Source organism: Corynebacterium sp. 13CS0277 (assembly GCF_002994655.1).
GTDB lineage: Bacteria > Actinomycetota > Actinomycetes > Mycobacteriales > Mycobacteriaceae > Corynebacterium.
The window spans coordinates 114,407-140,900 of the sequence record NZ_PPDL01000002.1 but is presented as its reverse complement, the minus strand read 5'-3'; the positions used below and the strand labels follow the sequence as shown (position 1 = coordinate 140,900).

16 protein-coding genes are annotated in these 26,494 nt (G+C 67.5%); 3 read left to right on the top strand and 13 right to left on the bottom strand.

The features are described from left to right. Nucleotides 1–99 precede the first annotated feature (99 nt). From C1Y63_RS01225 to C1Y63_RS01210, 4 genes are read right to left on the bottom strand one after another with little or no spacing between them, the layout of a single operon-like run. Nucleotides 100–1,284 (bottom strand): DUF3322 and DUF2220 domain-containing protein, encoded by a 1,185-nt coding sequence (locus C1Y63_RS01225; protein WP_106014646.1) that lies wholly within the window; start codon nucleotides 1,282–1,284, stop codon nucleotides 100–102. After that, nucleotides 1,281–4,715: an ATP-binding protein gene (locus C1Y63_RS01220; protein WP_106014645.1), complete on the bottom strand. Its 3,435-nt coding sequence runs from the start codon at nucleotides 4,713–4,715 to the stop codon at nucleotides 1,281–1,283. The genes C1Y63_RS01225 and C1Y63_RS01220 overlap by 4 nt, the downstream gene beginning before the upstream one ends. Then, nucleotides 4,712–5,488: a DUF4194 domain-containing protein gene (locus C1Y63_RS01215; RefSeq protein ID WP_106014644.1), complete on the bottom strand. Its 777-nt coding sequence runs from the start codon at nucleotides 5,486–5,488 to the stop codon at nucleotides 4,712–4,714. Before C1Y63_RS01215 ends, C1Y63_RS01220 begins: the two co-directional genes overlap by 4 nt. A gap of 10 nt (nucleotides 5,489–5,498) precedes the next feature. Next, the gene (locus C1Y63_RS01210) at nucleotides 5,499–7,226 is read right to left on the bottom strand and encodes a DUF3375 domain-containing protein (RefSeq protein ID WP_158256052.1); all 1,728 of its coding nucleotides are present in this window, start codon (nucleotides 7,224–7,226) and stop codon (nucleotides 5,499–5,501) included. 385 nt (nucleotides 7,227–7,611) lie between these two features. Here C1Y63_RS01210 and C1Y63_RS01205 point away from each other — a divergent pair, with 385 nt between their 5' ends. Next, nucleotides 7,612–8,823, top strand: a complete 1,212-nt coding sequence (locus C1Y63_RS01205; protein WP_233195516.1) for an ATP-binding protein — start codon at nucleotides 7,612–7,614, stop codon at nucleotides 8,821–8,823. 133 nt (nucleotides 8,824–8,956) lie between these two features. Here the strand turns inward: C1Y63_RS01205 and C1Y63_RS01200 are convergent, their stop codons facing one another. From C1Y63_RS01200 to C1Y63_RS01165, 8 genes are all read right to left on the bottom strand, one after another. Then, nucleotides 8,957–9,601: a 50S ribosomal protein L25/general stress protein Ctc gene (locus tag C1Y63_RS01200; protein WP_106014641.1), complete on the bottom strand. Its 645-nt coding sequence runs from the start codon at nucleotides 9,599–9,601 to the stop codon at nucleotides 8,957–8,959. Between the two features lie 467 nt (nucleotides 9,602–10,068). Then, on the bottom strand, nucleotides 10,069–11,139 hold the full coding sequence (locus C1Y63_RS01195) for an LLM class flavin-dependent oxidoreductase (RefSeq protein WP_106014640.1): 1,071 nt from the start codon (nucleotides 11,137–11,139) through the stop codon (nucleotides 10,069–10,071). A gap of 340 nt (nucleotides 11,140–11,479) precedes the next feature. Then, nucleotides 11,480–13,453 (bottom strand): hypothetical protein, encoded by a 1,974-nt coding sequence (locus C1Y63_RS01190; protein ID WP_106014639.1) that lies wholly within the window; start codon nucleotides 13,451–13,453, stop codon nucleotides 11,480–11,482. 60 nt (nucleotides 13,454–13,513) lie between these two features. Next, nucleotides 13,514–15,496, bottom strand: a complete 1,983-nt coding sequence (locus C1Y63_RS01185) for a hypothetical protein (protein ID WP_106014638.1) — start codon at nucleotides 15,494–15,496, stop codon at nucleotides 13,514–13,516. Between the two features lie 56 nt (nucleotides 15,497–15,552). Beyond that, entirely contained in the window at nucleotides 15,553–16,149 is a 597-nt protein-coding gene (locus tag C1Y63_RS01180; protein ID WP_146128821.1) for a hypothetical protein, read from the bottom strand. A gap of 428 nt (nucleotides 16,150–16,577) precedes the next feature. Further along, nucleotides 16,578–19,322, bottom strand: a complete 2,745-nt coding sequence (locus tag C1Y63_RS01175) for a hypothetical protein (RefSeq protein ID WP_106014636.1) — start codon at nucleotides 19,320–19,322, stop codon at nucleotides 16,578–16,580. A 431-nt stretch (nucleotides 19,323–19,753) separates the two neighbouring features. Further along, the gene (locus tag C1Y63_RS01170) at nucleotides 19,754–21,529 is read right to left on the bottom strand and encodes a hypothetical protein (protein ID WP_106014635.1); all 1,776 of its coding nucleotides are present in this window, start codon (nucleotides 21,527–21,529) and stop codon (nucleotides 19,754–19,756) included. Between the two features lie 495 nt (nucleotides 21,530–22,024). Beyond that, nucleotides 22,025–22,432 carry a Panacea domain-containing protein gene (locus tag C1Y63_RS01165; RefSeq protein WP_106014634.1) on the bottom strand — a complete coding sequence of 136 codons (408 nt, stop codon included), beginning with the start codon at nucleotides 22,430–22,432 and terminating at the stop codon, nucleotides 22,025–22,027. 460 nt (nucleotides 22,433–22,892) lie between these two features. Here C1Y63_RS01165 and C1Y63_RS01160 point away from each other — a divergent pair, with 460 nt between their 5' ends. Together C1Y63_RS01160 and C1Y63_RS01155 are read left to right on the top strand one after the other, a co-directional pair. Beyond that, nucleotides 22,893–23,393, top strand: coding sequence for a transposase (locus tag C1Y63_RS01160; protein ID WP_106014633.1), 501 nt, complete (start codon nucleotides 22,893–22,895; stop codon nucleotides 23,391–23,393). Between the two features lie 129 nt (nucleotides 23,394–23,522). Beyond that, a complete protein-coding gene (locus C1Y63_RS01155; RefSeq protein WP_106014632.1) occupies nucleotides 23,523–24,011 on the top strand; it encodes a transposase in 489 nt (162 codons plus the stop codon). A 127-nt stretch (nucleotides 24,012–24,138) separates the two neighbouring features. Here C1Y63_RS01155 and C1Y63_RS01150 read toward each other — a convergent pair whose 3' ends face one another. Next, nucleotides 24,139–26,493 carry a 3'-5' exonuclease gene (locus C1Y63_RS01150; RefSeq protein WP_106014631.1) on the bottom strand — a complete coding sequence of 785 codons (2,355 nt, stop codon included), beginning with the start codon at nucleotides 26,491–26,493 and terminating at the stop codon, nucleotides 24,139–24,141. Nucleotide 26,494: the final 1 nt, after the last annotated feature.

The following is a 26,494-nucleotide window of genomic DNA, read 5'->3' as shown; positions in this document are numbered from 1 at the left end:
GTCTGCGGAAGCAGGGGGCCTGTTCCTTGGACGATAAGGCGCTGAAGAAGGCTGTGAAGAAGGCCCGCCAGTGGTAGACCCCGCACGATCGCGCGAGCGTTAGTCGGCGGGCGCGCCCGCCGCAAAGCGCCGCGTGAGTGCAGTGCGGGCGATGTGCTGGGGGATGCGTTCCTGCTCAATGCGGGCCTGTCCCCACGCCCCGAGCTGGGTGAACAGTGCCCGCATGTCGGCGTCGAGACTCTCCGCCGGGGTGCCGGCAGGGGAGTCTTCCACGACGGCGACCCCGAGGCAGGCCGTCGCGGTGGCGTGGTCCATGAGGATCGCCTCCGCGTGGGGCTGTCGGGTGCGCAGCCGCCCGAAGATGTTGAGCCCGTGGGTGTCGATGTCACCCCAGTACACGCAGTCCACCTCCCGCATCCACGGCGCATCACTCCCGGGCAGTTGGAAGCCCTGGCCGAAGATCGCGAGCACTCCCTCCAGGGGTGGTAGTGCGAGGAAGCTGGCGCGGTTTTCCACCCACAGCACCGCGCGCAGGGGGTGCTCGCCTGCCCAGCGGGTGGGGAAGTCGCCTGCGCGGAAGGTGTCCTCCGGTACGGCGAGGTGTCGAAAGCCGCCGATGTGGCAGCCGCTGTCGAGCACACTGATCTCGACGAGGACGACCGGCGGGGCGAAGTCGTGTGCCCCGGTGAGTGCCTGGATGAGGCGGCGGTGGGTGTCGTAGAACTTACTGTCCGCGCCGGCGACGGGGATCGCCCGCGGGCTCATGGCGGTGGCCTCCGCGGAGTGGGCTCTCACCCAGTCCGCCACGGCCCGGAGCACCTCCAACTGGCCGCCCCGGTGCAGCTCCGCGAGGGCACGGAGGTGCCGGCGCAGCGCCTGCCGGTCGGCCTGCGGGTAGCGTGGCAGCAGGTCCGCGAGCGCGGCCGCCAGCCGCACACTCTGCGCAGGGGCGACCGGGAGTTGTCGGGCCTCCTCCGGGGTCAGGCCGCGCTCCGCCCACCGGGCGAGCTCGCCCAGAGTGCGCAGGCTGGCGCGCTGCGGCAGCCGCGTCGGCCCGAACGCGCCCAGCCGTTTGACTGTCCACTCCACCTCGCAGTCGGCGTCCTCCCAGGCGGTGATGAACTCGCGGACAGCTTGAGCGTCTGCGGCCGCGGCCGCCGCCGTCGGCGGCTGCAGCGCCAGCTGCACGAGCGGACCCTCCTCAGGAGCTTCGAGGAGCAGGCGGCGCAGGTGGGTGGTGTAGAACCGCGCGGCCCGCCGGGCGAGGTCGGCGGGATGCCTCATGGGGTGTCCTCGACGGTGTAGTCGATGAGCGTGATGTCGGAGTGTTTGCGGTCGGGGCAGCGGATGATCGCCACCCCGGTGATGTAGTCCTCGAGGGTTTGCAGCATTTTCTCCGGGGTGGCGAGCACCATGTGGAACCCGAAGGTGGTGAACACGTCGAGCACGTAGCGGGTGAAGCTGGTATCGGACAGGGCGAACGCCTCGTCGAGGACGACGGTGCCGAAGGCGGGGTAGGTGACCTCACCGACGGTGAGCCGGCCGCGCCGGGCCCGCGCCGTGGTGAGCCCTTGGCCGGTGAGCTGGTAGCGCAGCGCCGCCGCCAGGCAGAAGAACACGAGCTTTTGTGCCTGCCCGCCGGACAGGCCGGCACTGCTGTCGTAGACCGCACCTTCGCGGCCCTCCTCGTCGATTTCGACGCCGAGGAAGCTGACGTGGAGGCGGGTATCCAGGCGCTGCCGGACCAGCGACTGGGGGTTGCGGTCGCTGACCGTGAGCGAGTCGATGACCTCCCGCAGCGCGAGGAAGCGGGCTTCGGCGTCGTGGACATCGTCGCTGGCGAGCAGGCCCGCGACGACCCCTTTGAGCTCCTCGATGAAGCGCCGGGCTTCCTGCGGCAGGGTTTCCTTCACCTGGATCTGCAGCCGGTAGCCCCGGTCGAAGGACACGCTGGCCAGGGCCGCGTTGATCGGCCCGATGGAGCGGCGCACGTCGCTCGGGGCGGAGCGGATCTGGGTGAGCAGCCGGTTGATGTTGTCCTGGGTTTGGGTGCGCAGCAGCCGCACAAAGTCCGCCTCGCACTTGGGCAGGTCGTCGGCCTCCAGGCGGGCGAGCAGCGCCAGGAAATCGCCGCGGTGGGCGTGGTCGGCGCGCACGTCCCCGGAGCGTTCCGGCCATAGGGCCACGAACTGGGCCATCGCCGTCGCGGCCTGCTGCTCGTAGCGGGTGACCTGCCCGCGTGCGGCGCGCGCGTCGCGGGCAATGTCGGCGGCGATCTGGGGCCGCAGCGCATCAATGTTGGTCGCCGTCGCCCGCCGGGAGCGGGCCGCGACCCGCGCCCGCAGGGCGTGGGCCACCTCCTCCTCGGGCGCGGGGAGCTCGTCGATGCGGGCCCGCGCCTGGGCGAGCGCCTGGCGGGCGTCTTCCCCGCGGGCGTGGGCTTGGCCGATGCGGCGTTCCACGCCCGAGCGCTCCTCATCGAGGTCCCGCGCCCGGGCGGTGAGCTCTTCGGCCCGGCGCCGCAGCGCCTGGCTGTCCTGGCTGTCCGCCAGCAGCTCGTCGAGGGCGTCCTGGCAGTGCGCCACCCGCGCGGCGGCCGCCTGGGTGTCGATGTCGACGAAGCTGCGCATCTCCAGCAGCCGCAGGGTGCTCGTGCGCTGCGTGCGCAGCACCTCGAGCTGCTCCGCGATGGCCGCCAGATCCGCGGCGAGTTTGCCCTCGGTGGCGCCCAGCTCCCGCAGCCTGCCCGTCAGCGCATCGATGGTGCTATCGGTGCCCTCGTCGAGCATCCAGCCCGACCGGTCGTCCGCCCGCCGGCGGTCGTCTTTCTCGCCCCGGGTGGCCGAGTGCTTGACCTGGCCGGCGCGGGTCAGCGCCTTGTCGGCGCGGAGGAACTCCTCCATGGAGTCCACGCAGGCGTAATCGAAGCGGCGCTGCAGCTCCGCCTGCAGGAAGTCGTGGTAACGGCCGGGTGCGACCTGAATGTAGGTCGCCAGGGTGCCGGGCTGGAACGCCTGCGGCCGCCGGTGCTCCAGGGCGCGGGTCACCCGCCGGTAGGTCAGCCGGGCGCTCAAGTGCAGCTCGTCGATGGCGCGGGCGGCCGCCGCGTAGTGCTCCTCCGGGATGAGCAGGGTGCGGGCGAAGCCCGCCATGACGCGTTCCGCGGCGGGCTGCCACTCGCGGTACTCGGGGTCGATGTGGATGAGGTCCGCGACAAAGGGCAGCTGGGTGGCCGGGATGTCGAGGCGCTGCCGCAGCCGCTCCCGGGCCTGCTGCAGGCGGCCATCGACGGTGGAGTGGGAGGACCGGATCGTCGCCAGGCGGCCGCGGATGTCCTCCATGTCGCGGCGCAGGAGCGTGAGCTCCACGTGGGCGCGCTGCTGGTGGTCGTGGGTGTCCTCCAACTGGGCGTCCAGGGTGTGCAGGTTGTCCTGCAGCTGGGCGGTGACTTCCGTGAAGTGGTCGGCCGTCTCCGGGCAGGTAGCGCCCAAGGTGTCGAACAGGCGCTGCGCGGTCGCCCGCGCCGCCTCCACGCGGGCAAGTGTCTCCCGCGCCCGGTCGAGTTCCGCCCGGGCGGCGACTTCGGCGGCACCTGTCATGCCGGCCAATTGTCGTTGGGTGGCGGCCAAGTCCTCCGCGGTGGCGTTCACCGCGGCCCGCACCGCATCCAGCTGCGCCTCGAGGGTGCGGGTGCGGGCGGCCGCGTCCTCCACGTCCTGCGCCAGGGCGTCCGCGTGGAGTTCCTCCACGAAGCGCTCCAGGGCGGACTCTTGCTTCTCCAGGGCCTCGAGCTGCGCGTGCAGCTGGGTGAGTTCCTCGTCGGCCTGCCGGATGGGGCGCAGTTCCGCGATCTGCTTCCGGGCGGTGGTCACCGACTGGTAGGCGGCGTGCAGCTCCCCGAACTGTTCCACTGCCTCCCGGGCGGTGGCCAGGGTGGGCGGCTCCGGCAGCATGAACGTGCGCATGAGCTCGTTCAAGTCTTTCAGCCGCTTCGCCGCCTGCGTGTAGTGCAGCAACTGCACCGCGGAGGCGTCCGGGATGCCGACCGCCGGGCAGAAGCTCTTCAAAAAGGCCTGGTGGGTGCCGCCGATGTGCACCGCTTGCGGCAGCAGTTTCTTCGCCTGGGCGGCGCGCTCCCGCGCCGCCGCCAAGGGAGCGAGCGCATGGATGTCGATCGGCTGCCGGGCGACAATGTAGAGGTTGGTGACCTCAGAGGGGCGCACGCAGGAGGCGGTGAGGAACATCATCCGCACGGCCGTGACGACGCCACCCTGGCCGTCCGTGTAGGTCAGCGCGATCGCGCTGTAGGTCGGCCCGGGCCGCAGCACGTTCTGGGTGACCTCGTCGACGTCCGCGGAGTGCACCCGCTGCCACGCGCCCCGGCAGTAGGACACGAGGTTGCGGCCCGCGTTGTCGCCGCCGCCGGCAGCGTTGAGCTTCAGCTTGCCCGGCGGGGTGAGCACCGTCGCGAGCGCGTCAATGATGGTGGATTTGCCGGAGCCCGACGCCCCGGAGATCAAAAACCCTTCCCGGGACACCGGGATGCGGTGCACCCCGCTGAACGTGCCCCAGTTAATCAGCTCGATGCGCGCCAGCCGGAACTGCCCCGGCAGGATCGTACTGCGCGCGGTGAGTGCGGCAACAACATCTGCCGGTGGCGTGGGATCGCCAAGCTTGCTCCCCTTCCCGCGGGTAGGGGGAGTGGTGGTGCTCATGCCTGGGGTCCTTCCTGCGGGGTCGGGTGTGCGGAGTCGGGCCTGCGGGATAAGCCAGCAGTGCGTGCTTCTGACTCGGTGCCTGCACCGGATGCTGTGTCTTCCGCCCCGCCAGCTGCCGGTGCGGCATCGTCCTCTTCGTCCGGCAGGCCCAGGTAGTCCCGGTAGGCGCGGGTGATGGCACGAACTTCGTCGGCGGAGAAAATCAGCCGCAGCACAGGGGACACCTCAAAGCGGCCCGGGGTCGGCGTGGTCGACACCAGCGACCAGTCGAGGAGTTTCTGCCACGCCGCCTGGAAGCGTTTCTCCCGGGCGGCTTTATCGGTGCCCAGCGAGGTCATGACGTCCGCCACCGCTTCCGCCACGTGTTCTTTATCCACGATGGTGCGTTCCGCAGGGGAGGTCACCACCAGTTGGTGCCGCAGGTGCAGCAGGATCGCCGACTGCAGGAAGGTCAGTGACTGCGCCCGGTACAGCTGGCGGGAGTCCTCCACGTCTTCCTCCCACGCGGTGGCGTAGGCGATGCCGCTGGCGTCGTCGACGACGAGGGTGAGGAAGAGATTGTCGAGTTGGCTGGCGAGGACTTCCCGGTGGGCGGCGATGGTGCGGAACATCTCCGGCTGCTTGTCGGCCCGCACATAGGGCCCGCGCAGCAGGGCGCCGAAGGCGCGGCGTTGGGCGGCATCCAGGGTGCCGGTGTCCCGGGGTGTGAGCGCAACAGGGGACCCCGCAGTAGAAGCAGGGGCGTCGGTGGTGGTGGGGTGCTCGGGCATGGCGGGAACCTCAGAACAGCGTGTCGGGGGCGGAGGGCGTGGTGTCGGCGGCGGGCGGCGAGCTTGGTGTCTCGCCGGGGGTGGTCTCACCGGGGTCGGCGTCAGTGTGGGCGGCGTCAGCGTAGTCGGCAACCTCGGTGCCCGGGTCGGGGTGTGCGCGCCGGAACCCGTAGCGCGGCAGCGTCGCCGTCGCAGTCCCCCGGCGGGTCGACCAGGAGATCGTCTCGGTGCCCTCGAAGCGGGTGCCCTCCTCGAAGGAGATGCGCAGCAGGCCGACGATGCTCGCGAGTCCCTGGGTGGCGGGGTGCTCGGCGAGCACCTCGCCCACGGTGGCGGTGGCCTGCCGGGTGAGCACGTCGTCGACGGCGCGGTGCAGCTCGGCGAAGTCTATTTCGGATTCCCGCACACGGGCAATGAGCTCTTCCAGGGTGGCGGTGCCGGGGGCGGCTTCGTCGACCTCTGGGGAGATGTAGCTGTCTTTCGGGTCGTACAGCCGCAACCGGGAGATCGGTTGGAAGCTGCGGGCGGACAGCTCGATGTCGACGCCGATGCTGGTGGCGGGTTTCATGGTGCGGCCCACCTCAATGGCGAGCGCCTGGGCCTGCTGGATGCTGGCCAGGAGTGCCTGCTGGCTTTCGGCCTCGCGGGATTGGACGAAGCGCCGCAAACTGCGGGCCAGCGTCGTCATCGAGGTGTGCACGTCCGTGGAGGCGGTTTCCAGGTTTTTCACCATCCACGCCAATTCTTCGGCCGCCTCGCTGTCGAGCCGGGAGATGAAGGGCCGGGAGAGCACGGCAGTGAGCGCGGCGTCGAGCCCGGCGGAGGACTCGGGGTCGAAGAGCAGGTCGTAGAAGCCGTGGAAGGAGCGCCCCGCATCGGAGTCGTTGATGAGGTCCACGCCCCGGAACACCCCGTCGAGGATCTCCGCCGCGCCGACGGAGCGGTTGAGGATCTCCGCGCGCAAGCTGACCGCAATGTTTTCTACCTCGGAGCGGACGCGGGCGAAATCGGCTGGCAGGTCGCGCACGAGGGTGAGGATGTTGTGGACGCGCTCCAGGGCGTCGTCGTCGGCGATCATGTCGACCCCGTGGGTGCGGATCGCCTCGATGCGGGCGTCGATGGCGGCCCGTTCGCCCTCCAGGCGGGCGATGACGGCCGCCGCGTTGGGGTCGGTGTGGTTGGCGAGATCGTGCAGCGCCTGCGCCATCGTCGCCAGCCGGGAGCGCGTCGCCGTCGTCTTCGGGGTCGCGAGCGTCGCGATGAAGTCCAGGGCGCTCAACGCCTCCGTGGACAGCTCGTAGGTTTCCTCCGTCGTGCCGGTGGGGCTGCGGCGGATGAGGTAGCCGCTGGACACCCACTCGTTGATATAGGCCACCGCCGCCCGCGGCAGGTCGAAGTGCTCCCGCAGGTCCTCGAGGGCATCAGTGACTTCGGCGAGGAGTTCGGAGCCGACCACCACCCGCCGGGTGGTGTGGAACACCTGGCTCAAGATGGCGGCGACGACGGGGCCATTAGCGGCCCGCAGCAGACCCCAGGCAGGGGAGGAGGAGCGGGTGCGCTCGTAGGCGATGGCTGAGGCCACGATGCTGCGGGTCGCCGCGGTGCTGCCCGAGGCGAGGAGGCCGCCGGTGAAACTCGAGCCCGCCCCGGCCGTGGGTGCAGGCGGCGGCGTCGGCGGCGTCGACGGCGTCGACGGTGTCGACGAGGGCGCAGGGGTCGAAGTAGTGGAAGAAGTCATGGTGTCTGACACACACATTAGGCGATTGTTCTCCCCCGGGGCGATGAGCGCACCCAGCACGCCGACACCACCCCACCGCACAAGCCCCCACACACCCCGCCCACGCGCAGGCTCCGCCCCGAAAGCTGCCGTGCACCGGGCAGGGATCGGACAAACGGGATGATTCCTGACGGAAAAATGGGATGATTCTCGGCGGAAAAATGGGATGATTCTCGGCGGAAAAATGGGATGATTCGCGCGTTGTCCGTGGTAGGATGCGTGTCGTACACACGACAATGCCGCGAAGGATCAGTGCTTACTCGCGCCCAGCGGGAGCCGGAGAGGATGGATGGCTGTGGAGAAGACGTACCTCCCACGCGCCATTGAGGGCGTGCTCGATCGCTGGATGACAGGTGCGGCAGCTGTCGCGCTCGACGGAGTCAAAGGCGTTGGCAAAACAGAGACTGCGCTGCGTCGCGCGACGCACACATGGTTCCTGGATGATCCCCAGGATCGCAGTCTTGCGAAAGCGGACCAGGACTTTGCTCTTGTTCCGGACGGGACGCTCCTCATCGACGAGTGGCAGAACATGCCTGTCGTGTGGGATCAGGTGCGCAGGGCCGTGGATCGAGGAGCAACTCCGGGACGCTTCCTCCTCACGGGGTCGGCGACCCCGCCAAGGGACGCAGATGCACACTCAGGTGCAGGGCGGATTCTGTCGCTGCGGATGCGCCCTATGGCCCTGTTCGAACGCGGTCATGTCGAGCCAACAGTCAGCTTGGAGGCGCTGTGTGACGGGGGTGGTGCAGCAGAGATCTCAGGCAGGACCACCTGGACCGTCGCAGACTATGTCACTGCCATCTGCGAAAGTGGTTTTCCAGGCATTTTGAGGGTTCCAGATGAGGAGATCCGGGAGGAGTTCCTGCGCTCCTACATCTACCGGGTTATTGATCGGGACCTGCCACACAATGGGTATCGCGCACGCCATCCGGAGGTGCTGCGCCGGTGGCTTGCCGCCTACGCGGCAGCATCGTCGTTGACGACGAGCTACTCACGCATTCTCGACGCCACGACCGGCGGTGATGGTGAACAGCCGTCGAAGCAAACAACACAGGTGTATCGGGAACACCTGACGGCCCTGTGGCTGCTGGACCCGGTGCCCGGCTTCGTGGCGCGATCACACGAGTTCGGGCGGTTGACTGTCGCACCAAAGCATCAGCTGGCTGACCCGGCGCTTGCAGCCATACTGTTGGATAAGAATGCGGCCACGCTTGCGCAGGCGAAAAACGCTGGCCTGCTGGGCCAGTTGTTTGAGTCACTGACGACACTGAGTGTGCGGGTGGCGGCTGACGCGATCCGGGCGCGCACGTCCCATTTGCGGGAATCCAAAGGTGCACACGAGATTGACCTCATTGTGGAGGACCGCAGGGGCCGGGTTGTGGCGATTGAAGTGAAACTTGCCTCTTACGTCGAAGACAAGGACGTGCGGCACCTGCTGTGGTTGAAGTCGATCATGGGGGAGGAACTGGCCGATATGGTGGTGGTCACGACCGGACAGGTTGCCTACCGTCGCCCCGATGGGGTGGCAGTCGTCCCTTTGGCGCTGCTGGGTGTGTAACGCAGTCACGGTGGGGTAGCACGGTGTGCCCCGCCGTGGGAACCGCGGGCGAAAAAAGGGGATGCTCCCCGACAGTGATGTGTCGGGGAGCATCCCACAAGAAAAAGAGTGCGCGGTGCGCGGGTGACGATTTTTACTCGTCGGCGGCGGAGGTCTCCTCCACGGCGGCGGCATCGTCTTCGGTGCCGTCTTCGCCTTCGCCCTCTTCGCCCTCTTCCGGAACGTCGGCAACCTCAGGCACGACGACGTTGATGATGAGCAGCTCCGGATCGTCGACCAGGGTGACGCCCTCCGGCAGGGTGACGTCGCCGGCGGTGATGGTGGAGCCGATCTCCATGCCCTCGACGGAGAGAACGATCTCTTCGGGGATGTTCATGACGTCGGCCTCGACCTTGATGACCTCAGCGTCCTGCATGAGCATCGCGCCGGCGGCGATCTCGCCTTCGTGGATGACCGGAACCTCAACCTCAACCTTCTCGCCGCGCTTGATGGCGAGGAGGTCAGCGTGGTCGATGTTGAAGGTCAGGACGTTCTGATCGACGGTCTTGATCATGGCGAGCTGCTTGTCGCCCTCAACGTCGACCTCGACGACGGCGTTGGTGCCGTGGTTGCGGACGATGGCGGTCAGCTCGAGGCGGTCGACCAGGATGTGGGCCGGGTCCATGCCGTGGCCGTAGATGACGACCGGGACCTGGCCGGCGCGGCGGGCGCGGCGGGCGGCACCCTTACCGAACTCGGTACGGGCAGCAGCGTTCAGGGCAATAGCCTTGTTCGACATGCGGGACTCCTTGAAAAATCAGGGGTGGGAAAAATTGGTGGCGGCGTCTGCCGCATCCTGCAGCCCACATCTCACGCTACTGCCCACATCAACGGGGTCGGCGCATAAGAAAAGGGCCGCGAGGTGCTCGTCGAGTACTTCGCAGCCCACAGAATCTGCCAACCCTTGGGTGTTTCACACACAAGGTGTCGGGCGCATCTGAGTGCGCAAATCGCGTCGATAACGGTCGCGGTCGTACCTTGAGTGCTGTCGCGGAACAGCTAGTGCTCAGGTCTCACGCGGCCCTCGCCGAGACTCGCACAACCATACCCTGCGACTGCGGCCTGCGCAAACACGCCACCGGGGGATGTTCGCCACCCGGAGGCGTTGGGGGATGTTGCTGTGCAGTGCTCGCGCCGCCACCGCGGGGTGCCCCAGGGGAAGCAGAAGTATCATGCGTTCCCCCGGGGCCTCGGGCGTTCGGGTGTTTAGTCCACGGGGTAGCCGGTGGGCAGGCCCTTGGTGTTGGGCCGCCACCCGAGGGCGGGGGCGACGTGGGTGGCGAAGTTCTCCAGAATCTTCAGGTTGAGGTCCACGCCGTAGTTGCTCGGGATGGTGAGCATGAGGGTGTCGGCGTTCATGACGGCCTCGTCGTCGAGGAGCTGCTCGATGAGCACGTCCGGTTCCGCCGCGTAGGTTTTACCGAAGGTGGAGTGCAGCCCGTCGATGATGCCGATGGAGTCGTGGGCCTCCCCGGCGCGGCCGAAGAGCTTCGCATCGGCGGCGTCGACGATGGGGAAGATGCTGCGGGAGACGCTGACGCGCGGGGTGAAGTCGTGGCCGGCTTCCTTCCAGGTGCGGCGGTAGAGCTCGATTTGCTCGTTTTGCAGCTGGGAGAAGTTCTTGCCGTCCTCGGTCTCGGTGAGCAGGGTGGAACTCATGAGGTTGACGCCCTGCTGGGCGGCCCAGATGGCGGTCTGCCGGGAGCCCGCTCCCCACCAGATGCGCTTCTCGACGCCGGGGGAGTGGGGTTCGATGCGCAGTCGGGGTCCGCTCGGCGGGGTGCCGAGGATGTAGCCGCTCGCGTCGAGGTCGGCCTGCCCTTCGCCCTTGATGGCGGAAAGGAACTGGTCGAAGTGGGAGTAGGCGATATCGGCGCCGCGGGGGTCGGTGGAGCCGGTGTAGCCGAAGGCTTCCCAGCCGCGCTTGGCGGGCTCGGGGGATCCGCGGGAGACACCGATGGCGATGCGCTGGTCGAGCAAAAGGTCCAGGGTGGCGATGTCTTCGGCGAGCATGAGCGGGTTTTCGTAGCGCATGTCGATGACGCCGGTGCCGACTTCGATGTTCTTGGTGCGTGCGCCCGCGGCTGCGAGCATCGCGATGGGGGAGGCGGCTTGGCGGGCGAAGTGGTGGACGCGCCAGTAGGCGCCGTTGACGCCGAGTTCGTCGGCGCCGATGGTGATGTCGAGGGCGTCCTGGAGGGAGGTTTTTGCATCCGGGTCGCCGATGCCGGTGCCGTGGCCGTAGTGGCCGAAACTCAAAAATCCGAAGGCTTTCATGTCCACTTCAATTAGTTGATGAGTCAACTTATTCCCGCCCGTGTCCACCCCCACCCCACACATTCTCACACGGCCGTCACCCCACACGCTCCCACCCAGGTATACCCGTGGCCCCGCCCCGCCGCAGAAAAGCCCTCCCACCAGGGGTAGAGCGCCGGAATGAAGCGCCAGCGACGACGCGCAGGCCCCACCCCGCACACGCCCGGCGAGACATCCATCACACAGCGGCGACGCAAGCGCCTACGGTGCTTCGGCGCGCTCTCACGCATCTGGGGCAGGTGCCCGTGAGACACCCCGCACTGCCTGCGGGCGCCACGCACCCCTCGTGTCGGCGGTGGGGCTAGTGCCCCGGTGGGCGGCGGCGCTGCCGCAGGAGGCTCACCACGGGCACGACGCTGAGCATGGCCGCCAGCAGGAGCAGCAGGGCCGGGCCTGCCGGCGCGATGCCCGTCGGCATCCAGGCGGTCAGCCCGGTCGTGTGCGGGGCCGCCAGGGCGACACCACACCACACGGCGGCGACGAGGACCACGCCCCACGGGGTGCTGCCCGGACGTGGTGCAGGGGTGGTCTCGGCCTGCGGGGCGGCGACTCCATGGGCGCGGGCGGCGGGGGCCGGGGTGGCAGTGGCCGTGGCACGTGCGGGACGCGGGGGCGCGGTGACGGCCCGCAGGCGACGCGTGAGCCACAGCCCCACGCAGTCGACCACGACGAAGCTCGCGCACCCGACCGCCACGATCTGCAGGTCGCTCCACCACCACGGCGGGGTCGGCAGGTACGGCGGGTGATAGTGCGGCACCACGCGCGCGGGGACGAGGTGCGCGGTGGCCGCAACGACGACGGCGCTGAGGACACTCGTGCATGCGAGCCCGCTGTGGATGCGGCTGCGGTGCCGCGTCGTGCCCACCAGCGCCCAGCCCACCAGCCAGGCGGGCAGCGCGGCGAGCACGAACCACCACACCCCACCGATGGTGACCATCCAGTGCACCCAGCCGTGGGCGATGTCCGGTACTGCGCCACCGTGCGCCACCGCGTCGCTGTCCGCCGGTACCTCCCGCAGGCTGGCCAGGGGACTCAGCCGCGCGAAACCATTGGTGGCGTTGTCCTTGAGGTACGGCAGCAGCGCCACCACGGACGGCCACGCACCCCGGTCGTTTTGGCTGCCCACCACCGCAAGCAGTGCTGCTGCCACGAGGAGGATGCCGCGGCGCCACCACGACAGGTGCAACCGCCCGGAGACATCCGCGGTGGGCAGGAACCACAGCAGACTGCTCAGCAGCGCCACCCCCAGCCCCCAGGCAAGTACCCCGCCACTGATCCCGAGCGCGACAAACCATGCCGCCGCAGCCTGAGGGGAGTGCGAGGCCTGGGTGCCGCCGGGTGCCTGTGCCAGGGTGAGCACTGCCAGCACCGCACCTATGCCGACGACCACCCACCCCGGCCCGAACCAACTACGGGGCAGATACTCGTGGCCGGTGTCCGGGGGCGCATCAACCGCCGGCGGCATGGGCGGCATCCCTGGGGGCAGCCCCGGGATCGGCGCCTGTCGCGCCGGGGAGCTGTGCGCCGCGGAGCCCTGCGGTGACGGCGGTGTCGCCGCCAGGGGGTGGATCCTGCGGCGCCACCGCAGCCACACCCCCGCGAGCACGCATAGGATCGTCAGGGTCCAGGAGAACGCACACCACTGCAGCGCGCCCGCAGGGACGGCTGCACCTGCGGCCCTACCGGCCGGCATGCTGGTCTGCGCCAGCGGAACAACACCCAGCGGCACGAGCACCTCGCCGATGGCCGTGGCGGTACTGCGGCCCGTCTCCCGGGCGCGGGCACCGACCAACCGCCCCATCACGGGCGCCACGGCGAGGGCGATACTCACCCCGGCCAGGGCCCGCGCCCACACCCCCGGGGTGGCCTGCGCGGCGAGCGCCAGGGCCGTCGCGAGGACACCGCACGCCCACGTCCACAGAGACAACGGCGTCATCTTCTCCGCGATCTTGCCTTGACGCGCGGGGGCGCCCGCAGCGCGCCGGGCGTGGGTCGCGCAGGGGGCCAGCGACGACAGGCGGGCCCCCACCATGCTCACCGCGAGGCCGCCCAGCAGGGTGGCGACCAGGCCCGCTGGGGTGACGACGACCCCCACCGCCCACAGCGGCTGGCGCAGTAGATCCCGGGGGCCCGGAAGAACAGTCACATCGGCGGGGTTGAGCCACCACCACACCCAGGACGCAGCGGCGGCCACCACCACGGCAGCGCATAGCACCGCGGCGCGCGCCCGCGCCCGGGTGGGGGCAATGCCAGTGGTGTGGTGTGGGGCAGTCATGGGGCAGCCTCCCTGGAAGTATGTGCGGACGGCTGGGTGGGCAGTGATCTCCTCGCCCGGTCAGGCGGGCAGCTGGGGTGAGCGTCTGTGGCCGAGGAGCACCACGAGGCTGAGTACCCCGCTGAGCACCACCACACCCCACGGCCCCGGCGGGGCCGTGACAGCCGAAGGACCCTCGCCCAACTGCCACGTGTAGGCCACCCCGGCAGCCAGCGGCCACCACGCTGCAGCCAGCAGCGCCGGAGTCATCCGGTGCGGTGTCGGCGGCACCGTGGCAGCGGCAGCAGTCTCGCAGGCGGTTGCGGGGATTGACGCCGGCTGCAGCGGCGGGCGGACAGCAGTCGTGCCAGTGGGCTGTGCGCCCGGCGCACCCGGTGCCCCGCGTTCTGCTGGGGCGGCTGCCGGCCACCACGGCGATGTCCCGCTGACAGCGCGCGGGGCAGTGGTGCGCTGCAGGTCAGGCAACGCCGCAGCCAACCACCGGGCACTGAGAGTCGACCACGCCGACATGAGCAGGAAACCGAAGCACACCGTGGCGAGCGTGAACGCCGCCAACCACTGCTGGGTGGTGGTCACCAGCACACCGAAGGCACTGCTGTTGTTGGAGGAGGCGACGGCGCTGATGATCTGCGGGTGCGTCACCATCCACACGGTGGCGCCCGCGCCCACGGCGAAGACACACCACGCCCAGATTGCGTCACGCCGGCGTACCTCGCCATCGCAGCGGGGCGGGAAGAACACCCACAGGAGCATCCACACGCCGAGCGACGCGCCGATGACGAAGGTGACCTGCTGTGCGCTCATGCTGAGCAGCAGGCTCCCGGCGGGCAGTGGTCGCGCCGTGGCACCGACAGTGGAGCCTGGGGGTGTCACGGCGTGGAGGGCCGCATCCTCGCTCCACAGGGGCAGACCAGCGTCGTTGCCAAACGCGGGGAGACCGAAACTCACAGGTGTGGTACGCAGGAAAGTGTTCGTGAACCACCACCACGCTAGCCCGGGCACTCCGAGGAACCCGCCGCGGGCTACCAGGCGCACCCAGCTCGGCTGTAGCGCGCCGGGGCTGCGCGCTGTGCGGCGGGTGAGCCAGCACATCGTGGCAGGCACCACGCCCACCGCGCCGAGTAGAGCCAGCCCTGTGAGTGCACCGACCGGCGCAGTGGTGGCGAGGAGCTGCAGCCACTGCAGCCCCGCAGCCCAGGAGCCCGGTGCCTGTGGGTGCTGGGCGGGCTGGATGTCGTCCCCCTGGACCATCAGCAGGACCGACCCCGCCGAGACAAGGACGCCGAGGCCCAGGTAGGGGGCGCACAACGCCACCGCGGCGGCGACCACCCAGGAACCGGCATGATCCATCGGACGCGGTAACTGGCCCCTGGCAGCCCGCAGCCGCGCGCCCCGCAGCATCCGGGCAACAGCCCAACAGCCACAGGCGACAGCCCCGCACGTCCACGCCCACACGGTGGGGGCCTGTACAAACACGACGGGGGATACGCCGCGCACCCGCGCGAGCGGAATCCACGCCACCGTCTGCGCCAAGGGAGCAAGCCCCAGCGCCGCCGCCCACGCCACAATCCACCACAGGCCGGGCTGCTGGCGGCCCCGCAGGAAAACCCCCACGCGGGCGACAAGCGGGGACCACGCGCCGACCAGGCCCAGGGCTGCGATGCGTGGTGCCCACACCTGGGCGCACGCGACGTCACACAGCAGGGCACAGCACACGGCGAGGGCCACGAGCGCCCCGCCTGCGAGACCACACACCGCGGTGGCGCGCCCCACCCGCCACCGAGAACTCAGCCGGGCACCGACCACGGCACCCGCCAGCAGCCCCAGCACATCCGCACTGGACAGGCGGATTACGACGACAACCTGCTCAAAGAACACCTGCGGCGCATCCGACATCCACACCCCGCCCCACCACTGCAGCGGGCCGAGCAGCAGCCACAGCACACACCACACGGCAGCACCGGCCGTCACAGCCTGCGCGGCACCGCGCCCCCAGACAGGCGGCGACACCGTGCGACGGGGGTGTGCGAGCGAGCTACACATCAGACACTGAACCTTCAGGACAACACGAGACAACGACCATGGCGGGCTCTCCCTCGTCACGATTCTTCCGCGTCTTCCGCGGGGGTACTCGCAACGCGGGCCGGCGCGGCAGCATCACTGCCGGCAGCACGACGCCGGAGGACAAGCACTCCCAGCGTGAGCACCGTGATCGCGGTTGCGATCACCACCAGCATGGAAGGACCAGTCGGGGCGACCGCCAACGGTACCCCTGCGGCAGAGGGAAAAGTCCAGGGCGCGGCCATCGCGACGCACCACCACACGGCAGCCACCACGGCACCCCCACCGCACACGCGCGCCCAAGGAACTGGCAGCACCATCGCACACAGCGCGCAGATGCTGGCGAGGACGAGCACGATCCACGCTCTTCTGCCGTGCACCCAGTGCCGCAGCGCGACCGCGGCAGTAAGCCCGCAGGAAACAGTGGCCAGCAATCCACTCGGGCTGAGGATCCAGAGCGCCTCATCGCGGTCGGCGTGCGCGGCCAGCAGCGGGGAGACGGGGGCGCGCCACCACCACAGGGCTGCAAGGACGGACACACTCACCATCAGCAGCATCCCGCCCCACGGCACGCCGGTGCGGGCAGGACGTGGGCCGCCGGCAGCACGGTCGGGGAGGAATGTGGCAGTGCGCATGGGAAACAACGAATTTCACATAAGGGGCGGGCGGTGGTGGCAGGTATCGGACAGGCCCCGACACCCGCGGGCAGGGGCAGTCCACGGTTCTACGGCGGCCGCAGACCGCGGTCGTCATATGTTTCCTACGGTAACCACATGGGGGAGTGGATGCCTCCACAGACCCCTCATCCGGGGGTAGCTGGGTGGGCGGAAAAACCCCGACTGCATCTCCCGCCCGCGCCCGGTGGGGCACCCCCGCTGCGCCGGGTATGGCCCCCGCCTGCGCCGCGAGTGAGCAGGGGTCCGGTGGGGCGCAGTGGGGGCGCAGTGGGGGCACAGTGGGGGCACAGGGGGAGTGGCCTCAGTTTTTTGGGCCCGGTTTTTCGGCCCCGAGCTGGCCGTGCTGCTTCAGGCGGCTGGGCCGCCCCCGGGGTGCCGTGCCGGCCCTACTGCTCCGGGGAGTCCGGTGCGCCGTCCTGCGGTGTGGTGCGGCGGCGGAAATCAATGATGTCGCCCGCCCCCGCCGACGGCTCGCCAGAGGCTGGGGTGTCGGACGCTGCCGAATCCGCCCCCGGGGTCGAGGAGTCTGTCCCGGAACCCTCCGGGCCGGACCCACCACCCGTGGGGGAGGAGTCCACATCCGGGCTCGTATCCTGGGGCAGGGACGCCCCGGGGGCAGCCTTGTCGCCATCGGTGGTGGAGCGCTCCCGCCCGGGGCCGGGGATAAGCATCAACCCATTCCACGACTGCACCCCCACCGCCTGCATGATGGTGGCGAAGTACAGGTGCTGCACATGATCCGGGTACGGGGCCGTGAGTACACCTATGGTGTGCAGCGCCCACTGAAACGCCACCGGCATATCCACCTGCGGGTGGGGGAACGCTACCCGGATCGCCTCCATCTGCTCGGGGAACTGAGAAAACAGCATCCCCTCCTCCCGGCGGGTGCACAGGGCATCAAGGTTGTGCAGGAACTGCTCCACCGTCGGCGCGCCAACAATCTGCGGGATGTAGCGCCCCGCCGCCGACAGCGGATCGGTGAAGGAGTCGTACTCGGCGGCAGTGGGCCGCATACCCGCCAGGGCGTAGCCCACCACGTCACACATTTGGGCGGGGGTGACGATCGGCAGGGTGTTCTTCAACGCTGCACGCACGCGCGCCACCTCATCTGCTGTGAGCGCAGGAAGCCCGAACATGCGGGTCATCTCCACGGCGGTGGCGACACCGAAGTCGAGGAACACTTCCTCGCAGTAGCTGAGGAACTCCTCCACGCTCAAGGGGATGGAGGTGTTGTATTCGCGCCGCGCCCACCCCACAGGAACTGTGCGAGCTGCGTCCGCGGCTGCCGCCGTGGCCCGGGAGGGGGTGGGCTGCGCGGGGGCCTGCGGGGAGGAAGGCTGGGTGCCGGGGGTGTGGTGTGCGGCTTGCTGCTGGGCGCGGGCGAGGCGGCGCACCGCCTCCCGGGAGGGCAGATCCTCCTGGTTGCACAGGCGGGCATCGCCCACCGTGATGGTCGCGACCCGGCCGCCCGTGAGGTCCCGCAGCTGCTGCCCTGCGAGCAGCCGCCCGTAGAGCAAGTTGTAGTCATCCATGGCCACCGGCCCGGTGATCATCATTTCGAAACCCCGGGGCACAATCGGGTCGGCGTCGTGGGCCGGCCACACCAGCCGCCACGGCACCCGCGGCACCGTGGGGCGCACCAAACCCGCCCGCTTCAACACATCCACGGTGCGCGGCGTGTGCGGGCCGACGTACTCGTCGAAGGCGGGCGCAAACGCCGGCAGGCGGGGCGGCATCGCCTGGGCGGCAGCCTTCCCGCCGGGGGTGATGTGCTGCTGCCAGTCCACCCCGCGCGCCGCGGCGGCGCGCGCCATGGCGGACCCGCCGCCGGGCTTCAAAGCCTCGTCGAGGAGGGCGTACACCTCCGCGTCGCTCATGTCATCCATGTCCCCGCAGGTGCAGTCCGGGCCGTGCCCACGAAGAGCCTCCTCGCCGAAGGCTTCTTCGTCGAAATCCTCGTCCTCGAAGTCCTCGTCGTCCCAGTCCTCATCCTCGTCGTCCATGGCGTCCCACAGCTCATCGAAGCGGGAGGCCACCGCCGCAGCGAACTCCGGATCGGAAGCATCCACGGCAGCGCCACTGCCCGTGGGGTCGCTGTCTGCGCTGTCGGTACTGTCCGCGCTGCCGGCGGCAGCGGCGGCATCCTGCGGGGTGTGCTGGCCGACATAGTTAAAGCGCGGCAACTCGGTGGCAAACAGCGAATCCTCCGCCATCTGCTCCGCATGATCCACCACGTGGACAACCGCCGGATCATTGGCCATCGTGTGCGCGGCCGCGATGGCGCGCATCGGGGCGGCCGCCCACAGGGACTCCCACGCTACGGGGGTAAACGTCTCCGCCAGGCGGGCCGCCGCATCCACCTGAACTTCCGGATCCATGGTCGGCAACCCCGGGGTACCGATCTGGGAGGGAGTAAACGACTCGTCCCGCACCCCCAACGGAATCTCCGAGATCTCCTCCCACTCCGCCAGGCCCCGCGCCACCACATCCGCGGCGCGATCCAGCAGCTGCGCCCCATCCTTGCGGCACCGCAGGCATTTGACCCGCGGGGTTTTCGCCACCACGGGGAAACGCTCCAGCATCTCCCGCTCCACGGCGGCGGCCTTATCATCACTCATGCCGGGCCGGGTGTGCTCATCGAAGAACTCCAGCCGCTGCATCTCCACATCCTCAAAGGCAGCAAACCGCATCCGCTGCGCGGAGGCCAGATACTTCTCCAGCATCGCCCGATCCACCAACACCAGCGGGCCGCCACACTCGGAACACTCCGCCCCCTCCAGGGTGGCGGTCACCGTCCCCAACGCCACCAGGCGCGGGGACTCCACAAACACCGGCGACGCAATGAGCTCCGGCGGCGGGAACTCCGGGTGCAGCTGTGCCGCCCACTGAATTTCGTGCGCCATCGTATCGGCGAACTCCGACCATTGGCCCGGGTGGTTGAGCATCTCCAGCAGGGCCGCATTGGGGATCTGCCGGTCCTGCATCCCGGAGTCCTCCGGGAAGCTCACCTCCACCTGGGCGATCTCCCAGTACAGCAACCCGTGGAGCTGCGCCACGATCGGCACATCCGGGTTGGGGGTTACGACGAGCCGCAGCTGCGGGGACAGCGGGTAGGTGTAGCGGTGCAGCACGGGGCAGACGTCCTCACGGGGTCGGTGGGAAAGAGGGGCAGGAAAGAAGACGAAAGAAGAGGAAGAGAAAGAAAAAGAGGAAAAGCAGCGAAGCAGCGAAGAGCAGGGCGCAAAGCGCGCGGAAGCTCAAGGAGGAGAAGAGAGGAAGAGGAAGAAGGAGAGGGGGAGTAGAAGGAGAAGAAGATAACGGGAGGAAGAGAGGAAGAAGACGGGGGAGAGGAGGAGAAGAAGAGCAAGGGGAGTCAGCGCGCGATCACCGAAGGTGGAGCGCGCGACGGAAACGACAACGACCGGCCCTCGACTCCCTCACCTCGTGGAGCGTGGGGCAGCGGTACCGGTCATGGTGCGAAAAGTATATCCCCCGCACACCGGGGCAACCAACATCACCCGTGGTGATCATCAGTGTCTCCCGGCGGCGGGGGAGGGGGTGTCTAATCCTCGTCGTCGAAGTTGAGTTGATCGAACAGCCGCATGACGTCCTCCGGGCTGCCGCCCTCAAGCGGAATCGGGCCGTTGGCGAACAGCTGCTGCAGCCCACCAAAGTTGCCCTCGCCCTGGGCGCCTGCCAGCAGGCCCAAGAAATCAGCCATGCTCTTCGGATCCATGTCACCGCTGGCAGCATTGGCGACAATGTCCGAGTTCTCCATCGCCCGCTGCAGGAAAGCCTCCTCCTCCAGCAGTTCTGCATGATCGCGCAGGCACTCATTCCACGTGCGGTGCTTCCCGTGGAAGTAGTAGAGGCGGAAGCGATCCCGCTCCTCCTCATCGGTGGCACCGACGTGGGCGTCGATTTCCTTCAAGCGGCGTTCCACATCGGCGAGCGTGAACCACGGGTAGTTCAACTCCAACATCACGCCGGCAACGGAAACTGCGCCGGGGAAGTACTCATCGGGGCGCACAGGCAGATCCGGGCCCTCCGTGTCGTGCAGGGCGGCCTTGATCTCCTCCTTGAAAATTGCGATGAATTTTGCGGTCGCCTGCGGGCCGGGGTGGAAACTGTCGGAGAAGGCCCGCCCATGCGGCACCTGCAGTTCACCCAAACCAAGGTCGTCGTAGTCGCGCCGGAAGCTTTGCTCAATGGTCTCCGCGAGGGCCGCGCAGTCCAGCTTGCCGGCCGCGGAGCGCAGAGTATTCTCCACCAGCTGCATCTGGTGGGAGCTCAACGGAGGAATCATGTGCTCGATCAACTCCGCGCTGATGGCCTCCACGCCCTCGGCCACGAAGGATTCGCGCAGCATCAGCCGGTAGTCCTTCGGCTTCAACCGCTTCACCCCGACGGCCTCCAGCCGCTGGGAGAGGAACAAACGCAACAGCGCCAGGTTCAACGCGGGCTTCTCGCAGGGGCCCGCAAGGGTCAGCCGGTAGCTCTTCGCAGACCTTTCCGTCACCACCCGGAATGGGGAGTAGGGGTGCCACCGCAGGGAGCTCGCCTTCGGCAAAATCGTCCGGTACACCAAGCCTGTCGAGTACAGCACCCGGAAGAAGCCGTCATACTCGGTAAACATCAAGTCCGACACCGTCAGCCACGAGTTGGTCGGCGGAATCCGGTTGATGAGATCGAGGGCAGAATCCAGGGTTTTCGGGGTGAACCCCTCGGAGACTGCCTGCCACACGCTCGGCAACAGTGCCGGCGGCACCGCATCGATCAGCGCCTCAAGATCGCTGTAGGCATCCTGCCGGGAGGCAACCGACTGGGAGATGAGCTGCTGCCGCATCTCTTTGACCTCTGGGGAGTCGATGTGCAGCCCCACCTGCAGGCCAGACGCGAAGGGGAACGACGACAGAAGGTCTTCCTCCACAGCGGCGTACTCCTTGGCGGCGCGCCGCAACGTCTGCGCCGTCGTCTTCGCCTGGTCTTCCTTCACCCCATCGCAGGCACGGCACTTAGCTTTGCCCTTCGAGGCGAACTTCTCCAAGGCCTGACGGTTCTTCAACGTCAACGGCCCACCACAGGAGTCGCACTCCGCGCCCTCGATCGACGCGATCGACGCGGCGGTCGCGATCTTCAGCCCGCCACGCACCCCGAACACCGTGGGGATCGCCGTCGCCTCTCTTGTCGTAAACGTCAAAGGATCATCCAGCGTCCCGGCATAGACGAACTCCCAGTACGCGTACGCGACAGCGTAGGCCTGAATGGGGATGTTCTCTGTGGGCTCCAGGCGGAAGACGTAGCCGTTGTTGAGGATGCGGCGGAAAACCAGATTCACAAGCACAAACCTTCAGGTGTCGGGGATGAAAAGAAAAAATTACTTCGGGAGAGAACCCCACAGCGCAAAACAAAGATCACGAAGCGAACTGAAGCAACACCCCGTGGAAACCGGGGCTGATGCGCATATGTCCGCCAGCGCACAGCGCCGCCGTGGAGACACTGGGGACGATTGTCCCACATCTGGCGTGGCCGCGTGGGTCTTCGCCGGGGAACGCCACCGTATCCAAGCCCGGTGGAGGCCAAGCGCTGGGCGACACAAAAGACTGCACACCCAGCGACACCAAAGACTGCACACTCAGCGTCACGAGAAAGTGCGCACCACGGCAGACAGAGCGACCTCGGCCGATGGCTCGGGCCTGCGTGGCAGGAGCAGCTCGCCCCGGTATCGTGCGCCGGGCCGTGCACGGGCCCTGACTGGCTTACACCTCTCGGCCGCAGTGCTGACGTGCCGCGCGGGTGCGGAGGAAGTAGGTGCGGATCTCCTCCGTCGGGATCAGCGCATCCCGGTCGTCAGGAGAAAAGTGCTCCAACCAGGGGTTTCGCGCCGGGTCTGCTCGCGAAGTGCCCATGCGCTGTAGGAACCGTAGAGGTAGTCCACGTCCAGCAGGGTGGGCTCGACGTCCTTGTAGTGGTCCCAGTTGAAGCCGGCACGGACTTCACGCATGGGGTCAATGGGAGCACGGCCGTACTCGGCGAACGCATGGAAGACTTCTGGCAGCACGGGTCCCTGAGACCAGGCGTAGATGTCCTCGGAGAACAGGGGCGAACCAGTCGTGGCGAGGTGAAGCCCCTGGGCGTAGTAGAGGAGCTTGTTCAGCTTGAGGTTGCTGAGGTCGTCGTCGCGTTCCTCGGCCCAGGCAAGGAACCATTCAGCGACAAAGCGTGCGGTGTGGGGTGCCATGTGGACCTACCTTCCTCTCCCCGTGTCGAGCGCCCATCCGTGCGCGGATACGCAACCGGTGATGATGATCGCCCGTTAACGCGTGGCAGGGCACAAGGATAGATCCTGGGGCGGATATCGCCGTGAAGTGGGACTGCTGTCGGGGTGGTTTTCGACCAGTGCTTATCACCGTAGACTGTGAACTCTGCGGCAGCGATGCCGAGTCTATTCCGGTACATAAGGCGCGTGAGCGGTTCTTTTCGCACAGTCTCGATTGACCGTGTATCGGCCCAGTTCGTAGTGGAATCTACGGGAATCGCGCGCTGCCCTCAGGAAAGCCCGGGCGACGTCAGGGTTGAGGGATGCGGTTCCACGGCGATGACGCAGGGAATCGCCCCACAGGCGTACTGGAGTGCCCCGGTGAGGCTCTGAACGCACAACACTCAGATGACACAGAACCTGAACACATAGAGAGGCAGCCATGGGCGGAAAGAGAAAGTACAGCGACGACACCGTTGCCGCGGCCGTTCGCCGCGTTGAAAGCGGCGACCCCGTCACACAGGTCGCAGCTGACGTTGGCTGCTCCGTCGATACTGTTCGCGGCTGGGTACAGGACCATCGGCACCAGCTGTTGATCGCCGCTACCGACGATGAACTCCTCGAGATTCCGGAGGTGCGGTGGCAGCAGCTCACGCCAATGGAACAAAACTTCTGGGTGCGCGCGATTGTCAGACGCGGGCTGAACCTGCACGATTTCCCACTGGTTGCGACACTCAAGCGCCCGGCAGGGCCCACGTCAGCCCCCTGGTTCTTTGCCGAGTGGGCCATCCTCATGGTGAACTTTGGTGGCAAAACCAAGGCAGAAATGGCCCGCCAGCTCGGCATCCACCCGTCCACGCTATCGGCGTGGATGAAAGAACACGACGAGTACGGTCAGTTGCTCCACCCCGAGAACTACATCAGGCGTTCAACGCGGAACTAAAGCGTTGCCGACCAGGAGCGCTTCGGGTGGCTTCGGTAAGGGAGCTGCCGCCCCAGCCCGTCGCCCCACGTCAGCGAAGCAGCATCCTCCCTCATCCGGTCATCGCGTTTTACGAACCGAAGGAATCCCATGTCAGCAGTGAAGAAATTCAGCGACGAAGCCAAAGCCGAAGCGATCCGCCTCGTAGAGGAAGGCGTTCCGCGCAAAGAAGCAGCCGCGCGCATCGGCTGCTCTGACATCACGCTCCGAGATTGGCTGACGTCACACCGCTTGGACATGGCCAGGAGTGTGAGTGACGAGGAGCTCCTGGCTCTGCCTGCGGCGCAGTGGAAGATGTTCACTCCCTGGGAGCAGATCAAATGGATCTACGAGGTCATCGAGCGCGGGCTTGACCTTCACGATTTTCCTCTGGTGGCGACACTGAAGCGCCAGCAAGTCGGCTCTTCGGATCCGTGGTTCCATGCCGAGTGGGCAATCTTGCTCGTGAACTTCGGTGGGAAGACGAGGAAGGAGATGGCCCAGCGACTGGGGATTCATCCGTCGACGCTGTCGGCGTGGATGAAGGAACGCAACCAGTACGGAAAGCTGCTCCACCCGGAGCAGTACCACTATTGGTGAGCGGGACGCGCGTGGGCAGGGGCCTTCAGCGGCTTTCCTTCCCGTGCTCCGGAAGAATCCCAATTCGACTGGGAGTGCTTCGCGAAGAAAACGGGTAGCTCGTCGCGTTCCTGCGCAGGAGCTTCGTCTAAGCAGTCAAAGCCACGAGGACATCGCGCGCGCGGGACGATGCGACGTACAACAGCGACTTCTCGCGTCGGACGGCTTCCTTCTGTGCACCTTCGTCCATGCGGTTAAAGCCGTAGACATGCGGCGTGCCCTCGGGATCGATGCCGGCGAGGATGACGTGGGTGAACTCCAGGCCCTTCGCGCCATGCATGGTCATCACAGCGACAGTATCGGACTTCTTCGTGCTGGGACCTTTCCTGTACTCCGCGTTGATGCCGCGGTTGTTCAGGAGTGTGACGAACTTGTTGGCGGAGTTCGTTTGACGCATGAGGATGCCGATGCTGACTGCGCGGCCGGGGCCTGCCTCCGACTGCCATTGGTTGATGTACTCGGCGGCAGTATCTGCCTGCTTGGAGCTGGTGGGGCAGTTGATGATGATCGGCTCCGGGCCGTTGCGAAGTGAACGGTAGTAGAGGGTGTTGTCGAGTTCGCCTTCGGAGTTGACGAATTCGTCGCCGGTGAGAATTTCGTTGGCGTAGTCGAGGTTTTCCTCGGTGGTGCGGTAGTTGATCTTCAGCCCACGGCTGCGGCCACGTGTGTGGATATCGAAGTGGGAGAGGACGACCGGCCGGCCGTAGATGCGCTGGTGGCCGTCTTCAGAGATGAAGATGTCGTTAGGGCCTTGGGGGACGAGCGCACGGACGAGGAGCCAGTGTCCGGCGTGGAAGTCTTGTGCTTCGTCGATGATGATGTGGTCGGCGACGCGTCGCTCGGTGATGGGGCTGGTGGGGTTGTCGGCGGCCACGTCGATGAGTGTGGCGGCGAGTGCTGCCATGGTGGCGTAGCCGAATTTGCGGCTGCTGGAGCATTCACGGCGGAAGGCTTCGAGAACGTTCCAGACTGCGACGCGTTCTTTGCGGTTGAGTGCTACGCCGCGGCCGACGCGCTTGGTGCGCAGGTAGTCGGCGCGGTTGGTGGCTTTGTTGGCGATGACGACGTCGACCCATTCGGCCAAGAGGAAAGAGGGCTCTGCCTTTGCCCCTTCGAGGATGCCGCCATCCATGGCGAGACAGCGCTCGAGGATGGTGAGCTCTTCGTTTTCGTTGAGGTATCCGGGGGCGGCATACATCTTTGTGCCGAAGAGGATTTCGGATGCGGTGTTGCGGTCGGCAGCAGTGGAGGCGTTGATGATGGTGTGCGCCAGGGCATCGATACCGCTGACGTAGAGGCCTTCTTCCCCGATTTTCTCGGTGAGGTGGGTGTGCATCTTGGGATCGAGGGAGACCACCATGTCTTTGAGCGCGGAGGCGAGGCCGCGGGTGTAGGTGGTGAGGATGATGCGGCTACCGGTGGGCTTATCGCTGCTGAGCAACCCGAGGGCGATATTGCGGGCGCGATGGACGGCGACGACCGTCTTTCCGGTGCCTGCACCACCGAACACACGGGAAGAACCGGAGAAGTACTTGGTTGCCTGTTCGTGCTGGGAGGGGTGGAGGAACGTACGCCATGCCTCAAAATTGGACGATTCGATGGCGTCCCGCAGATCGGCAGCGTCGCTGGTGTAGCGGAACTGCATCTGGGTTGCCGGCTGCGCGATGGCGTGCTCGATCTTTTCTTGCTCAGTGACGGAGTCATCGAGCGCGGTGCCGAGTCCGAGGTCTTCGCGGATCTGGTCGACGGGTTGCCCCACGGACAGCGAGCGGAATGCTTCCTGCTGCCATGCGGGTGCGTAGCGGAGGACATCCATGAACTGGATGTTGGTGGATGTCCGCATGACCGCCGCGCTGAGCTCGCGGGGAAGACCGAGTTCCTCGAAGAGGCTGTCGGGGGTGTGGCCGTCGGCGACGAGGCGAGTGCCGGTGTTGGACCGTGCGGCCTTGGCCCCAACTTCCGGGACGTTGTCCTTGTCCGCCGCGTGCCGTGCCGGGCCAGTGGTGGTCGTGACGGGCTGCTCGGCAGCAGAGGCCTGGTTCGCGTCATCTTCGGCGGCAGCTGCGGAGTCTGCGGCACCGGTTGCCTTCGCTGGTGCATCGTGCGCAGTGGTGCTGTCGGCGGGTTCACCGACGCGCACCACTTCCATCACACCGTTGATGGGGTTGATGTTGAGCTTGCTGGTCTGAGCCACGCTGAAGGCTTCATCGGCAGGGTAGGTGCCGATGTAGAAGAAGTAGGCCTGGGTTCCGAAGTCTGCGTGGAACACGACCGCGTGGTGGCTGCTGTCGACGGCGACAAGGCGCGCCCGCGGGTCAGCGGCGCCAGAGACAGGGTTGAGGGGTACGTCTTCGCCTGCTTGGAGCCGAGCGAGAACCGCGACGACCTTGGGCTGGAGCTCGCGATCGTGGGAGGGCGCTTTGATGGTGATGACGTCGGCCATG

Coding starts and splice junctions, on each gene's coding strand:
- C1Y63_RS01225 (WP_106014646.1), bottom strand. CDS start 1,284: ATGAGGCATCCCGCCGACCTCGCCCGGCGGGCCGCGCGGTTCTACACC.
- C1Y63_RS01220 (WP_106014645.1), bottom strand. CDS start 4,715: ATGAGCACCACCACTCCCCCTACCCGCGGGAAGGGGAGCAAGCTTGGC.
- C1Y63_RS01215 (WP_106014644.1), bottom strand. CDS start 5,488: ATGCCCGAGCACCCCACCACCACCGACGCCCCTGCTTCTACTGCGGGG.
- C1Y63_RS01210 (WP_158256052.1), bottom strand. CDS start 7,226: ATGACTTCTTCCACTACTTCGACCCCTGCGCCCTCGTCGACACCGTCG.
- C1Y63_RS01205 (WP_233195516.1), top strand. CDS start 7,612: ATGACAGGTGCGGCAGCTGTCGCGCTCGACGGAGTCAAAGGCGTTGGC.
- C1Y63_RS01200 (WP_106014641.1), bottom strand. CDS start 9,601: ATGTCGAACAAGGCTATTGCCCTGAACGCTGCTGCCCGTACCGAGTTC.
- C1Y63_RS01195 (WP_106014640.1), bottom strand. CDS start 11,139: ATGAAAGCCTTCGGATTTTTGAGTTTCGGCCACTACGGCCACGGCACC.
- C1Y63_RS01190 (WP_106014639.1), bottom strand. CDS start 13,453: ATGACTGCCCCACACCACACCACTGGCATTGCCCCCACCCGGGCGCGG.
- C1Y63_RS01185 (WP_106014638.1), bottom strand. CDS start 15,496: ATGTGTAGCTCGCTCGCACACCCCCGTCGCACGGTGTCGCCGCCTGTC.
- C1Y63_RS01180 (WP_146128821.1), bottom strand. CDS start 16,149: ATGCGCACTGCCACATTCCTCCCCGACCGTGCTGCCGGCGGCCCACGT.
- C1Y63_RS01165 (WP_106014634.1), bottom strand. CDS start 22,432: ATGGCACCCCACACCGCACGCTTTGTCGCTGAATGGTTCCTTGCCTGG.
- C1Y63_RS01160 (WP_106014633.1), top strand. CDS start 22,893: ATGGGCGGAAAGAGAAAGTACAGCGACGACACCGTTGCCGCGGCCGTT.
- C1Y63_RS01155 (WP_106014632.1), top strand. CDS start 23,523: ATGTCAGCAGTGAAGAAATTCAGCGACGAAGCCAAAGCCGAAGCGATC.
- C1Y63_RS01150 (WP_106014631.1), bottom strand. CDS start 26,493: ATGGCCGACGTCATCACCATCAAAGCGCCCTCCCACGATCGCGAGCTC.